This is a genomic window from Ochrobactrum sp. Marseille-Q0166, assembly GCF_014397025.1.
GTDB lineage: Bacteria > Pseudomonadota > Alphaproteobacteria > Rhizobiales > Rhizobiaceae > Brucella.
Window position 1 is genome coordinate 1,525,754 of the sequence record NZ_JACJUO010000001.1, and the last position, 12,342, is coordinate 1,538,095.

Genomic DNA, 12,342 nt, shown 5'->3' on the forward strand with positions numbered 1-12,342 from the left:
ATTAAAAAAGACTAATAGCCAGTCTTCAATTCCTGTTGTGCAAGCAACATATAGGCGTTTCTGCAAACTTAAGCAGGATCGTTTCATGCAAAACCACCCGCAATCGTTGGCGGGACTGGATAAGGAAGAATATGATGTCGAATGTATCCATGCAGTTTCCTGATGGCTCGGTACGCGAGTATGATGCCGCAACAACCGGTGTCCAGTTAGCTGAATCAATCTCTAAATCACTTGCGAAGAAGGCCGTGGCTTATGCCGTAGACGGCACTGTGCGCGATCTCTCCGATCCGCTTGGTGCTTCCGGTGCAATCGAAATTCTGACCCGCGAAGACCCGCGTGCGCTGGAACTGATTCGTCATGATACGGCGCACGTTCTGGCAGAGGCTGTGCAGGAGCTCTTTCCGGGAACACAGGTCACGATCGGACCAGTAATCGAGAACGGTTTCTATTACGACTTTGCACGTAATGAGCCTTTCACGCCCGATGATCTGCCGGTTATCGAAAAGAAGATGCGCGAAATCATTCAGCGCAACAAGCCGTTCACCAAGCAGGTGTGGTCGCGGGAGAAGGCCAAGCAGGTTTTTGCCGATAAGGGCGAGAGCTACAAGGTCGAACTCGTCGATGCGATCCCGGAAGGTCAGGATCTGAAAATCTACAATCAGGGGGAGTGGTTCGATCTTTGCCGTGGTCCGCATATGGCGTCCACAGGCCAGATCGGCAATTCATTCAAGCTGATGAAGGTTGCTGGTGCTTACTGGCGCGGCGATGCCAACAACCCGATGCTCACCCGCATCTACGGTACGGCATTTGCCAATGATGCTGATCTCAACGCCTATCTTCATATGCTTGAAGAAGCTGAGAAGCGCGATCACCGCCGTTTGGGCCGCGAAATGGACCTGTTTCATTTCCAGGAAGAGGGGCCGGGCGTTGTGTTCTGGCATGCCAAAGGTTGGCGCATGTTCCAGACGCTGGTCGCCTATATGCGCCGTCGTCTGGATAGCCACGGCTATCAGGAAGTCAACGCGCCCCAAGTGTTGGATAAATCCCTTTGGGAAACTTCCGGTCACTGGGGCTGGTATCGTGACAACATGTTCAAGGTGACTGTCGCCGGTGACGATACCGACGACGACCGCGTGTTCGCATTGAAGCCGATGAACTGTCCGGGTCATGTTCAGATATTTAAGCATGGTCTTAAGTCTTACCGCGATCTACCTATAAAGCTTGCAGAATTTGGCAATGTGCATCGCTACGAACCGTCAGGCGCATTGCATGGTCTGATGCGCGTGCGTGGCTTCACGCAGGACGATGCGCATGTGTTCTGCACTGAAGAGCAGATGGCGACTGAATGCCTTCGTATCAATGATCTTATTCTGTCGGTCTATAAGGATTTCGGCTTTAAAGAGATCACGATCAAGCTTTCAACCCGCCCGGAAAAGCGCGTTGGCTCGGATGAATTGTGGGATCGCGCTGAAAGCGTGATGATGACAGTTCTCGAGCAGATCAAGGAACAGTCAGAAGACATCAAGACTGGTATTCTGCCGGGCGAAGGTGCGTTCTACGGTCCTAAGTTCGAATATACGCTCAAAGATGCTATCGGTCGCGAATGGCAGTGCGGAACGACGCAGGTTGACTTCAATCTGCCAGAGCGTTTTGGCGCATTCTACATCGACAGCAATTCTGAAAAAACGCAGCCAGTGATGATTCATCGCGCCATCTGCGGTTCGATGGAACGCTTCCTTGGCATTCTGATCGAAAACTTCGCCGGTCACATGCCACTGTGGTTTGCACCGGTTCAGGTTGTTGTTGCGACGATTACCTCGGAGGCTGACGGCTATGCCGCTGAAGTTGCTGCAAAGCTTAAGGCCGCTGGTCTTCAGGTTGTAACGGACGTTCGCAATGAGAAGATCAACTATAAGGTTCGCGAACATTCGGTTCAGAAAGTTCCGGTCATTCTCGTCTGCGGGATGCGTGAAGCGGAAGAAAAGACGGTCAATATGCGCCGTCTTGGTTCACGCGATCAGGAATCGATGACGCTGGATGAGGCGATTGCCCGCCTAACAGAAGAGGCTACGCCGCCAGATTTGCTGCGACTGCGCAATGCATAAAAGAAAAGGCCCGCTTTGAGCGGGCCTTTTTTCAATCCTAGATATATTCTTATTCAATCCTGCACCGCATCGTCGTCTGTAAGCGCTTCTGACTCTCTATTTGCTATAACTTCAACCTCTTCATTGTTGCCTGAAGTCACTTTGAAGTCGCGCTGATAAATACGATCCTTGTTCTTAGCCACAGCCACATAGTCGCCTTCTATGAGAACCATAGATGAATAAGCGCCCGCGCTTTCGCGAACAACATCACCCGAGGCGTTGAGAACAGACCATGAAGTGTCTGCGAGGGCTTCCCCGCCTTTTTTCGCAACGAGCTTGAGTACAACCTCTGCCGCACGATGCTGAACTGTGGCTTCTGTCAGCTTGCCAGCCTCGACCCGGATATCAGCTCGGATTATAGCGTTCGCGGTCCCATAGTTAGAAACGACATGATAAGTGCCGCTGTTTAATCGGATGATGGTATCTGGCTTCACATCAGGGACTATGAGCGAACGGTCGTTATTATCCTCGTCTGAATAAATCGAAAAACGTACAAGATCACTTTTGATTTTGCCATTATCTGGCAAAACGGCACTTAGTTTCATACCGCCAGCATCAAGTGTCATGACTTCATGCCGGATATTGTTACTAAGAGTTATCCGTTTGGTTGCGCCAGCGCGCCCATAGGCAGCGTGAACCAGATAACTGCCTTCTGGCAAATTGAAAACCGTGCTGCCGCCTTTGGATGACGCTATCAGCGCCAATTGTCCATCTTCTCCCGTTTCCGGTTCAAAAACGCGCCATACGATTCCAGATGAAATATCGGGCCCATCCTGATTAAGGCGAGCCTTCAGGTCGAGCTGGCTCGTTTTGATCAAGGGGTTATTTTCTGGACTGGTCGGACTGGCGTAAGGGCTGATCGTGGGCAGATTGAGTTTAGGGTCAGGAAAATTCGGCAAACCAATCGTATTGTTTGATTGTATAGGGCCATTATTTTCAACAGGCGTCTGTGCAGGTGGAGTTACATCGGGCGCTTGGAGTTCCAACTGGAAGCTCGGCAATTTGAAGCCGCTGTCACTCCTTTGACCTTCAATGCCTTCGGGTGCCTGTGCTAAAGCAGGAGAGGCAATCAGGACAAACGAAAGCACCGTTGCAAGTGACTTGCCGCGTGATGATTTTGCACTGTTTTCTCGAAACAGACCCAGACCAAATGACATGTTGATGTTTTGAACCCAAGCGGGTGGCGAATTCAAGGCCAAACTCAACATTATCTTTGTAAATATCGATTTGTGAGAGATAGGCATTAGGGATTTTGGGCTTTACACCTTAAGTGTGTCGGGCGAGAAGGAGCAGCCTCTATTTGAAAAGGGGCTTTATGCAGATTTCAGCCATGAGGTTTCCCCGTGACGCATCCGGTCTTTGAGTTTCTGGCGCAGCGCAGTTCTACACCGATTTCCGCAATTTCCGAACCTGCTCCGCATGGTGAGGAACTGGATTCTTTGCTCAAAGTCGCAGCCCGTGTGCCGGATCATGGCCGTTTGACGCCATGGCGCTTTATTCTTTATCGTGGTGATATTCGTTTTCACGTTGGAGAATATTTGGCGAAACGCGCAGAAGAACGGGAAGGCCCACTGCCCGAAAGTCGCAAGGAACAGGAGAAAGCGCGTTTTGCGCGTGCGCCATTGGTTATCGGCGTTATATCTTCGCCAGTAGCGCATGAACGTATTCCGGAGTGGGAGCAGTTTCTGTCGGCCGGTGCGGTGGCTATGAACCTTTGTATTGCAGCCAACGCACTTGGATATGCAACCAACTGGATCACCAATTGGTATTCGGACGATGCGCCCGCCCGCACATATCTTGGACTTGCACCGGAAGAACGCGTTGCTGGATTTATTCATATCGGAACAGCGGCAAATAAAATGCCTGAGCGTCCGCGGGCTGATATGGATAAGATCGTTTCTGACTACACTGGGCCATGGGCGTCCTGATCGTTTGTTTATAAAATCGCCGTAACTATTAGGAAGCACAAATGTTTTATGAGCCATCATCTGGTCATAATCTTCCGCACAATCCATTGAAGGCAATTATTGCTCCGCGTCCCATTGGATGGATTGGTACGCGATCCAAAGATGGCGCATTAAATCTTTCGCCTTATTCTTTCTTCAATATGATATGCGACACCCCACCGATGATCATGTTTTCATCGAGCGGATTCAAAGATAGCGTTTCATTCATTGAAGAAACGGGCGAGTTTACCGCTAGCCTGGTGAGTGATCATCTCAGAGAGCAGATGAATGCTTCTTCCGTTAATGCGCCGCGCGGTGTGAGCGAGTTTGAATATGCTGGCCTGAACGTTGGCCAGAGCAAGCTCATAGCCGCGCCTTATGTGAAAGAAGCCTATGCGGCACTTGAATGCGTGGCTGTCGAGATCAGGCGTTTACAGGACAAAGAGGGCAGGCCGACCGACAATTACATGGTTATCGGCGAAGTTGTCGGTGTTCACATCGATGAAGCCGTGCTGACCGACGGTCTATTCGATATAAGAAAAGCCAAGCCGGTGACCCGACTTGGCTATATGGATTATGCGACGACACAAGACGTCTATCAGATGTTTCGTCCGAAATGGGAAGATAAGACTTGAGAAAAGGGGTTGATTAAAGCCCCTTTTTCTTTGCCTCTCCCCATATAGCTTCCATGTCATCAAGCTGTGCCTCTTCAAGGCTGCTGCCAGTGTCTTGCAATGTCTTTTCGATAAAATCGAAACGACGTTTGAATTTATCATTCGCGGCAATCAAGGCTGTTTCAGCATCAATTTCCAAATGGCGGCCAAGATTCACCATCGCAAAGAGCAGGTCTCCATATTCTTCCTGAATATGCGATTTGTCTTTCGAAGCGATGGCATCTTTGAGTTCTGCTGTTTCTTCTGCAATTTTGGCGAAGATCGGGTCAGCATGGGACCAGTCAAACCCCACCTTTGCGGCTTTCTGCTGTAGTTTCAAAGCGCGCAGCAGGGCAGGGAAAGCGTTGGGAATGTCATCAAGATAACGGGTTTTCTCAACTGTTTCCAAACCGAGTTTTGCACGTCGTTCGGCGCGTTCAGCTTTTTCTTCAGCCTTGATGCGGTTCCAAGAACCTTTAGCCATGCCAGCGCTTCTGGCTTCATCATCCCCAAAGACATGCGGGTGGCGGCGGATCATTTTTTGTGTAATGGCTTCCACCACATCGCCAAAGGCAAAGCTGCCCTGTTCTTCTGCCATACGGGAATGGAAAACCACCTGCAACAACAGGTCACCAAGTTCTTCGCGCAGATCATCAATGTCATCGCGCTCAATTGCATCGAGGACCTCATACACTTCTTCAAGCGTATAGGGAGCAATGGATTTTGATGTCTGCACTACATCCCACGGACACCCAGTTTTTGGATCTCGAAGAGCAACCATTATTTCCAGAAGACGGTCAATATTGCGGGAAGGTTCCATCTTCACTCCACATAAATTGATTTCGCATTATTCGGGCAAGCGGCGAGAATCAAATGGTTTGGGTTGCAGTCGGTCGCGGTTTTTGCATAGTCAGATATGAAATGACCATGAGATCGCACATTGGTGTGGCATGTTCAACAAGCAGGTATTTAAACAATGACGATTCTTGTGACAGGTGGTGCCGGATATATCGGCTCGCATACGTGTGTGCAGCTAATTGAGGCGGGGCACGACGTTGTGGTGGTTGATAATTTCGATAACAGCAATCCAGAGGCGCTTCATCGTATTGAAAAGATTACGGGCCGTGCGCCCATTCGCGAAGCTGGTGATATTCGCGATCGGGCTTTTTTGGAGCAGGTCATAAAGCATCATAAATGCACAGCTGTTATTCATTTTGCTGGTTTGAAAGCCGTGGGTGAATCGTGCGAAAAGCCGCTGCATTATTACGACTGTAATGTGCTGGGAACGCTGCGTCTGTTGCAGGCGATGGAATCAACCGGCGTAAAAACGCTTGTGTTCAGCTCGTCTGCCACAGTCTACGGCGACCCGGAAAAACTACCTATTACCGAAGATCAGCCGCTGTCCGCAACAAATCCCTATGGCCGGACCAAGCTGATCATCGAAGACATGCTGCGCGATCTCTATAACAGCGATAACAGCTGGAAAATCGCAATTCTGCGCTATTTTAATCCGGTTGGCGCGCACGAAAGCGGCCTGATTGGCGAAGATCCCAAAGGGATACCGAACAATCTGATGCCTATTATTGCACAGGTTGCAAAGGGGCGTCGAGAGAAGCTCAATGTCTGGGGCAATGATTACGATACACCGGATGGCACGGGTGTTCGCGACTATATCCACGTTGTTGATCTTGCTGCAGGTCATCTCAAAGCTCTTAAAAAGCTGGATGAACCAAAGTGCTTTTCCGTTAATCTCGGTACGGGGCAGGGTTATAGCGTTCTGGATGTGATCAAGGCTTTCGAGCATGTTTCAAATCGGCGAATTAAATATGAGATCGCGCCACGCCGTCCCGGCGATGTGGCCGAATGCTATGCAGATCCAGCGTTCGCACGCGATTTTCTGGGTTGGACCGCCGAGAAGGACTTGCGTGAAATGTGTCAGGACATGTGGAACTGGCAATCCAAGAACCCAAACGGATATGAATAAAGCGCGGGCAGGGCTGTCTTATTTCAGCTCTTATATCCCGGAAAAGTGAACCAACCAGCATACTTCCCCTAACCTTGAACATTGTACCAAAGACTAATTGAGCTATTACGGCCAGAGGAACTGTTGGCCAACATGCAGCATGAAGTGATGAAGGACTACCGAGATAATGCGTTTTCTGCCCGATAAATTCACCAGCATGTTGATTGCAACTATTCTGCTTGCGTCATTTCTACCCGTGCAGGGCGTTTTCGCTGAGTGGTTTGGGATTGCGACAAAGATCGCTGTTGGACTTTTATTCTTTTTGCATGGCGCGCGCCTGTCACGCGAAGCGGTTGTTGCAGGTGTCACGCATTGGCGGCTACATCTGGCGGTTGTTTTCTCTACCTTCGTGCTATTTCCGATTCTAGGAGTTTTAGCTGGTTGGACCATTCCGGGATTGTCTCAATCGCCGTTCTATCTTGGTATTCTCTATCTCTGCGTTCTGCCATCAACGGTACAGTCTTCAATTGCGTTTACGTCTATGGCTGGTGGCAATGTAGCAGCCGCTGTTGTTTCGGCATCAGCGTCGAATATTTTGGGAATGTTTCTGACCCCCTTGCTCGTTGGGTTGCTCTTTGCGGTCAAAGGTGGTGGCGGAATTTCTGTTGATGCGCTTGAATCGATTTTGCTGCAATTGCTCGCGCCGTTCTTGCTCGGCCAAATTCTACAGCCATGGATCGGCAATTTCATGCGCCGACATGGAAAGTCATTGGGTCTTGTCGATCGTGGTTCGATCCTCATGGTCGTCTATCTCGCGTTTAGCGAGGCTGTTGTTGAAGGCTTGTGGCAAAAAGTATCCTGGAATGATCTTGGAGTAATGATCGGCGTCAGCATCCTGCTGCTGGTTATTGTCATGCTCGTTACGTGGTATGGTAGTAAATGGCTTGGTTTTAATCATGCCGACCGGATAACCATTATGTTCTGCGGCTCCAAGAAAAGCCTAGCCAGCGGCGCGCCTATGGCTAGTGCGATCTTTGTCGGTGCTGATGTGGGAAGTATCGTACTCCCGCTTATGTTGTTCCATCAAATACAGTTAATGGCTTGTGCCGTAATTGCGCGTAAACTTGCAGACCATAAACCTGTTTCCAGCGCCGTCCCTTCGATCACAGATTAGAACTTGTCTTGCTGCCATTGCTTTATGGGGCTAGTAGGGCAGGAGAGTTCACGAAAAGGCAAAGTAGATGTCAACCCACGACGGCAAATCAAGCAATTTCGATTCATTTGATAACGAAGCCTTGGCCGAAGCTTACAATCAGGCGCTTGTACTGGAAAAAGCCGGCGATTTTGATGCAGCAGCCAAAGCATATCAAGCAGTTCTAGAAATCGATCCGGAAGACCATGGTGGTGCTTCGGTCCGTCTGGCTGGTATGGGACGTGGTGCTGTGCCATCAAAAGCACCGGATGCTTATGTATCGACGCTGTTTGATCAGCATGCAGAAATGTTCGACATTATTCTGGTGGATCAGCTGGGTTACGATGTGCCTTTACAGTTACGCGAAATGCTTCTGGAGATGAACGACGAATTTCAGGCGGAACGAATGCTGGATCTGGGCTGTGGCACGGGCCTGTCTGCCGATGCTCTTGACGATATCGCCACACACAAGACCGGCGTCGATATTTCTGAAAACATGATCGAGGTCGCCTATGAGAAAGGCGATTATGATGCACTTTTTGTCGGCGAAGCGGTTCGTTTTCTTTCGGACACCAAAGAAGACGCATGGGATCTGATCGTGGCGACGGATGTTCTGCCTTATATGGGGGATCTGGAACACTTCTTTTCCGGCGTCGCTAAAAATCTGCAATCTGGAGGTTATTTCTGCTTTTCAAGCGAAACTCAGTCCGAAGAGCGGTTCGCGGGACGTTATTTCATGGTTGGCGATTTTCAACGCTTTGCACATGCACAGAAATATGTGCGTTCACTTCTTTCAGTCCATGGCATGGAATGTATTCGTTGTGCAGACATCGTGGTGCGTAGCGAACAAGGATCGCCAGTCCATGGTCATTTGTATATAGCTAAACGGCATTAATCGCATTCGCATAACCACGCTGACCCGTTAGTTCCATAAGATAGATTATGCGATTTCCTTGAATGGCCAGGGTGGGTTCTAACTTGAAGTGCGACTTGCAAATGATAACAATAACTTATCCGTTATGAGACGCCGTTCAACGAGGAAGTGTAAGATCATTGATTAGGTTTCACTGCAAAATGATCGCTGGTTCTTTTTGACAATTTTAAGTCTGCTCCAGAGGCTCTTTGCAGAGAACGTTTAGTTTTGGAGAAAATATTAGTATTTTGCTATAAAATCTAATTATATTGGGCTTGCTAAATTTTGCATAAATTCAAAGTTTTAGCGTGCCAATGAGGCTTCACGGAGAGGACAAATTCATGGGTAAAATAGCAGCAGCGCTAATTGCCATGCTTATCATTACAGGCTGTACCAGTACAGAAAAAGACGTCAGCATCGGCACCGTTGCTGGGGCGGCCATTGGCGGGATCGCAGGTGGCGGTCGTGGAGCACTGATCGGTGCCGGTGCGGGCGCTATCGGCGGTTTGCTCGTTCGTAACCTACGCAATGGTAAATGCGAATACAGAAACAAGCGTGGCCAGATTTACACTGCACGCTGCCGCTAAATGATATTAAGGCAGGGCTATTAAGCCCTGCCCTGCAAGCGCTCGTTATATAAAAATAACTTTAACGCCTGAATAACGTCCGGTGTCTAGGATGTGGTATTGTTGGTTTTCTGGCCAACATCAATCCGATTGCCATCTGGGTCTTCAAATACAAATGCCCGTATGCCGTAGTCTTTGTCCTGCAAGCCTTTTATGATCCGCGTATCGTTCTGTTTGCAAATGCCTTGTAGTGCATCGACGTTGTCGACCAGCATATGTGCAATATTGAAGTTCGCAGCCTTGTGGTCTTTCTGTAGTGAAAGATGCAGCTCGCCTTTATCATTTCGCAGGATCATGAACCCAACAGGATTACCGTTTTCGAAGACTTTTTCGAAACCGAGAATTTCACCATAGAAATGATAGGCTCTGGTCATATCTGTGACAGGAATGATAGCCGCAATCCGTCCGAAACCGACGTTCTGATTAGCGATTTTGTTCATCGCGTAACCCTCTGTTTGCGAAGGCCCAATTTCCAGCCAGACGGTGCTTCTGAAAAAATGCGCTTCAGTGTTTTTATGAGAAGGACGGTGCCGACAAATCCACATGTATGCTGTTTTCATCGGAATGGGAACGGCTTCCGTTTGATTTTAATCATTTTCCTGATAGCCCATTTCAATGTAGCTGCTGATGGTCAATACGAGGCTCAATCCAGGACTCAATCTAAGACCAAAGCATGCGTGTAATAGTTATCGGCTTGGGCTATTACCTCCATGCGCCGACTCTGATCGTCAGACTAAACGCTTTGCGTATCGGAGAGCGTCGTTTCCGGCCTAGAGCCCGTCTGCAAGGAAGGTAGATTACATGTTGGAATCACGTATCAGGAACATATCTCTGCGTGATAAGATCATTACTGCGGAAGAAGCTGCAAGCCAGATTAAGGATGGCATGATCGTTGGAATGAGCGGGTTTACCCGCGCTGGCGATGCGAAGGCAGTCCCTCTCGCAATGTCCGCGCGCGCGGCTGATGATCCATTTCAAATCACGCTGATTACCGGTGCCTCCCTTGGTCATGATGTCGATAAGCTATTGACGGAAGCACATGTTCTTGCGCGCCGTATGCCTTTTCAAGTGGATCGCACTTTGCGCGCTGCGATCAACCGTGGCGAAGTGATGTTCATTGATCAGCACCTTTCCGAGACTGTTGAGCAACTTCGCTCCAACCAGATCGGCCCTATTGATTATGCTGTAGTGGAAGCGCTGGCCATTACCGAGAATGGCGGCATTATCCCAACAACGTCGATCGGTAATTCAGCCAGCTTTGCGATTTTGGCCAAGAAGGTGATTGTCGAGGTCAACCTGAACCAGCCATCGGCGTTGGAAGGACTGCACGACATCTATATTCCAACCAAGCGCCCTTCCCGCGATCCAATTCCGGTGACGGCCTGTGACAGTCGTGTCGGCCTGCCCTATATTCCGATCCCACCTGAAAAGATCGCTGGCATTGTTATTACACAAGAGAACGATAGCGCCTCAACGGTAGAGCCTGCGGATGGTGAAACAGTGGCGATTGCCGCACACCTCATCAACTTCCTGTTGAATGAGGTTGAGGCCGGTCGACTCGATTTGACGCTGAACCCGCTGCAAGCGGGTATTGGCACTATAGCTAACGCGGTTCTGAATGGCTTTGTCGACAGTCCGTTCCATAATCTTCGCATGTATAGCGAAGTGTTACAGGACAGCACATTCGACCTGTTCGATGCGGGCAAGCTTGATTATGCGTCCGGCTCGTCGATTACCTTAAGTCCTGCCTGTGGCGAGCGCGTTTTCAACAATATCGACCGCTATCGGGACAAGCTGATTCTGCGTCCGCAGGAAATAAGCAATCATCCCGAGGTTATTCGTCGTCTGGGGATTATCGGCATCAACACCGCACTTGAGTTCGACATTTACGGCAACGTGAATTCGACCCATGTTGATGGTACACATATGATGAATGGTATTGGCGGTTCCGGTGACTTTGCTCGCAATGCTTATATCTCGATTTTTGTGAGCAAATCTGAAGCCAAAAATGGCGCCATATCGTCGATCGTCCCCATGGTAACCCACGTTGATCATACCGAACACGATGTTGATATTCTGGTCACGGAACAAGGCCTTGCTGATTTACGTGGCCTCGCGCCACGTGAGCGTGCAAGCCTGATCATCAACAATTGTGCGCATCCAGATTATCGGGATCAGTTGAACGACTATTTTGAACGTGCCTGCCAGCGCGGTGGCCACACTCCTCACCTCTTGGAAGAAGCATTCAGTTGGCATAGTCGCCGCAAGCAGACAGGTTCGATGCTAAAATAATCACTTATACAATCGAAACTGGCGGCTTAGGCCGCCATTTTAAAATCAATTTTGAAGGAACTTTATTTTCACTGATACGTTAATCGGCACATCATTTGTGCACGCAAATGATATCGATTGGGGACAGTGTAAGGTTTTGTAAAAAGCCGTTATTCCCGTTCGCAAGATTCACTCCTCAGTACGGCAATGGAACAGCTGCTGAGAGGGTTTTAAACAGACGTTCCGGGAAAGGTCTGACTACCTATGTCAATCCTCATCAGCCTTCTGATAACGGTTCTGGTTATCTTTCTCGTTCTTTATCTTATCAACATGCTTCCGCTGGATGGTAAAGTAAAACAGATTGCACAGATAATCGTAATTATTATCGGTATAATATCTTTGCTCAAGTATCTGGCTGTTTTCTAATCATATTGTGATTTATCGTATTAGCTTAAGGGCGTTCAATAGGGCGCCCTTTCGTATGTTTGAAACACAGTGTCTTGAAAATAATAGATTAGTAAAATGTGAAAATTTTCATTGATTGTTATTTTTTAAAAGATAGTTGTAGAGCCCAAAAACTCGGGATACTATAATCCGAGAACTCTACCTTTGATTGTGTCTATAATGGCACTTA

The 12,342-nt window shown here is 48.9% G+C and carries 11 protein-coding genes and 1 pseudogene; 9 read left to right on the top strand and 3 right to left on the bottom strand.

Going from position 1 to position 12,342, the window contains the following annotated elements; translation table 11 throughout:
* Nucleotides 1-131 precede the first annotated feature (131 nt).
* On the top strand, nucleotides 132-2,105 hold the full coding sequence (thrS, locus tag H5024_RS07285) for a threonine--tRNA ligase (protein ID WP_187544867.1): 1,974 nt from the start codon (nucleotides 132-134) through the stop codon (nucleotides 2,103-2,105).
* 53 nt (nucleotides 2,106-2,158) lie between these two features.
* Here the strand turns inward: thrS and H5024_RS07290 are convergent.
* Nucleotides 2,159-3,046 (bottom strand): annotated as a pseudogene (locus H5024_RS07290) (hypothetical protein); the annotation flags it as partial.
* A gap of 441 nt (nucleotides 3,047-3,487) precedes the next feature.
* Here H5024_RS07290 and H5024_RS07295 point away from each other — a divergent pair.
* Together H5024_RS07295 and H5024_RS07300 are read left to right on the top strand one after the other, a co-directional pair.
* Complete coding sequence (locus H5024_RS07295; protein ID WP_187544869.1) at nucleotides 3,488-4,072, top strand: nitroreductase; 585 nt, start codon at nucleotides 3,488-3,490, stop codon at nucleotides 4,070-4,072.
* Nucleotides 4,073-4,113: 41 nt separating this feature from the next.
* On the top strand, nucleotides 4,114-4,725 hold the full coding sequence (locus H5024_RS07300) for a flavin reductase family protein (RefSeq protein ID WP_187544871.1): 612 nt from the start codon (nucleotides 4,114-4,116) through the stop codon (nucleotides 4,723-4,725).
* A 13-nt stretch (nucleotides 4,726-4,738) separates the two neighbouring features.
* Here H5024_RS07300 and mazG read toward each other — a convergent pair whose 3' ends face one another.
* Entirely contained in the window at nucleotides 4,739-5,563 is an 825-nt protein-coding gene (mazG, locus tag H5024_RS07305; protein ID WP_187544872.1) for a nucleoside triphosphate pyrophosphohydrolase, read from the bottom strand.
* A gap of 156 nt (nucleotides 5,564-5,719) precedes the next feature.
* On the opposite strand from mazG, the gene galE reads away from it, so the two are divergent.
* From galE to H5024_RS07325, 4 genes are all read left to right on the top strand, one after another.
* Entirely contained in the window at nucleotides 5,720-6,727 is a 1,008-nt protein-coding gene (gene galE / locus H5024_RS07310) for a UDP-glucose 4-epimerase GalE (protein WP_187544874.1), read from the top strand.
* Nucleotides 6,728-6,893: 166 nt separating this feature from the next.
* Nucleotides 6,894-7,880, top strand: coding sequence for a bile acid:sodium symporter family protein (locus tag H5024_RS07315; protein ID WP_187544876.1), 987 nt, complete (start codon nucleotides 6,894-6,896; stop codon nucleotides 7,878-7,880).
* 67 nt (nucleotides 7,881-7,947) lie between these two features.
* Complete coding sequence (locus tag H5024_RS07320; RefSeq protein ID WP_187544878.1) at nucleotides 7,948-8,793, top strand: methyltransferase domain-containing protein; 846 nt, start codon at nucleotides 7,948-7,950, stop codon at nucleotides 8,791-8,793.
* A gap of 359 nt (nucleotides 8,794-9,152) precedes the next feature.
* Nucleotides 9,153-9,398 carry a YMGG-like glycine zipper-containing protein gene (locus H5024_RS07325; protein WP_187544880.1) on the top strand — a complete coding sequence of 82 codons (246 nt, stop codon included), beginning with the start codon at nucleotides 9,153-9,155 and terminating at the stop codon, nucleotides 9,396-9,398.
* Between the two features lie 86 nt (nucleotides 9,399-9,484).
* Here H5024_RS07325 and H5024_RS07330 read toward each other — a convergent pair whose 3' ends face one another.
* On the bottom strand, nucleotides 9,485-9,877 hold the full coding sequence (locus H5024_RS07330; RefSeq protein WP_187544882.1) for a glyoxalase superfamily protein: 393 nt from the start codon (nucleotides 9,875-9,877) through the stop codon (nucleotides 9,485-9,487).
* A gap of 361 nt (nucleotides 9,878-10,238) precedes the next feature.
* Between H5024_RS07330 and H5024_RS07335 the strand changes: the two genes are divergently transcribed.
* Both H5024_RS07335 and H5024_RS21600 read left to right on the top strand, forming a co-directional pair.
* Nucleotides 10,239-11,729, top strand: a complete 1,491-nt coding sequence (locus H5024_RS07335) for an acetyl-CoA hydrolase/transferase family protein (protein ID WP_187544884.1) — start codon at nucleotides 10,239-10,241, stop codon at nucleotides 11,727-11,729.
* Nucleotides 11,730-11,972: 243 nt separating this feature from the next.
* On the top strand, nucleotides 11,973-12,134 hold the full coding sequence (locus H5024_RS21600; RefSeq protein ID WP_313826499.1) for a Thivi_2564 family membrane protein: 162 nt from the start codon (nucleotides 11,973-11,975) through the stop codon (nucleotides 12,132-12,134).
* The last annotated feature ends 208 nt before the right edge of the window (nucleotides 12,135-12,342 follow it).

What these genes read in the sequence shown, in the direction of transcription:
- mazG (WP_187544872.1), bottom strand. Translation starts at nt 5,563, where the DNA reads ATGGAACCTTCCCGCAATATTGACCGTCTTCTGGAAATAATGGTTGCT.
- H5024_RS07315 (WP_187544876.1), top strand. Translation starts at nt 6,894, where the DNA reads ATGCGTTTTCTGCCCGATAAATTCACCAGCATGTTGATTGCAACTATT.
- thrS (WP_187544867.1), top strand. Translation starts at nt 132, where the DNA reads ATGATGTCGAATGTATCCATGCAGTTTCCTGATGGCTCGGTACGCGAG.
- H5024_RS07320 (WP_187544878.1), top strand. Translation starts at nt 7,948, where the DNA reads ATGTCAACCCACGACGGCAAATCAAGCAATTTCGATTCATTTGATAAC.
- H5024_RS21600 (WP_313826499.1), top strand. Translation starts at nt 11,973, where the DNA reads ATGTCAATCCTCATCAGCCTTCTGATAACGGTTCTGGTTATCTTTCTC.
- H5024_RS07335 (WP_187544884.1), top strand. Translation starts at nt 10,239, where the DNA reads ATGTTGGAATCACGTATCAGGAACATATCTCTGCGTGATAAGATCATT.
- H5024_RS07330 (WP_187544882.1), bottom strand. Translation starts at nt 9,877, where the DNA reads ATGAACAAAATCGCTAATCAGAACGTCGGTTTCGGACGGATTGCGGCT.
- H5024_RS07300 (WP_187544871.1), top strand. Translation starts at nt 4,114, where the DNA reads ATGTTTTATGAGCCATCATCTGGTCATAATCTTCCGCACAATCCATTG.
- galE (WP_187544874.1), top strand. Translation starts at nt 5,720, where the DNA reads ATGACGATTCTTGTGACAGGTGGTGCCGGATATATCGGCTCGCATACG.
- H5024_RS07325 (WP_187544880.1), top strand. Translation starts at nt 9,153, where the DNA reads ATGGGTAAAATAGCAGCAGCGCTAATTGCCATGCTTATCATTACAGGC.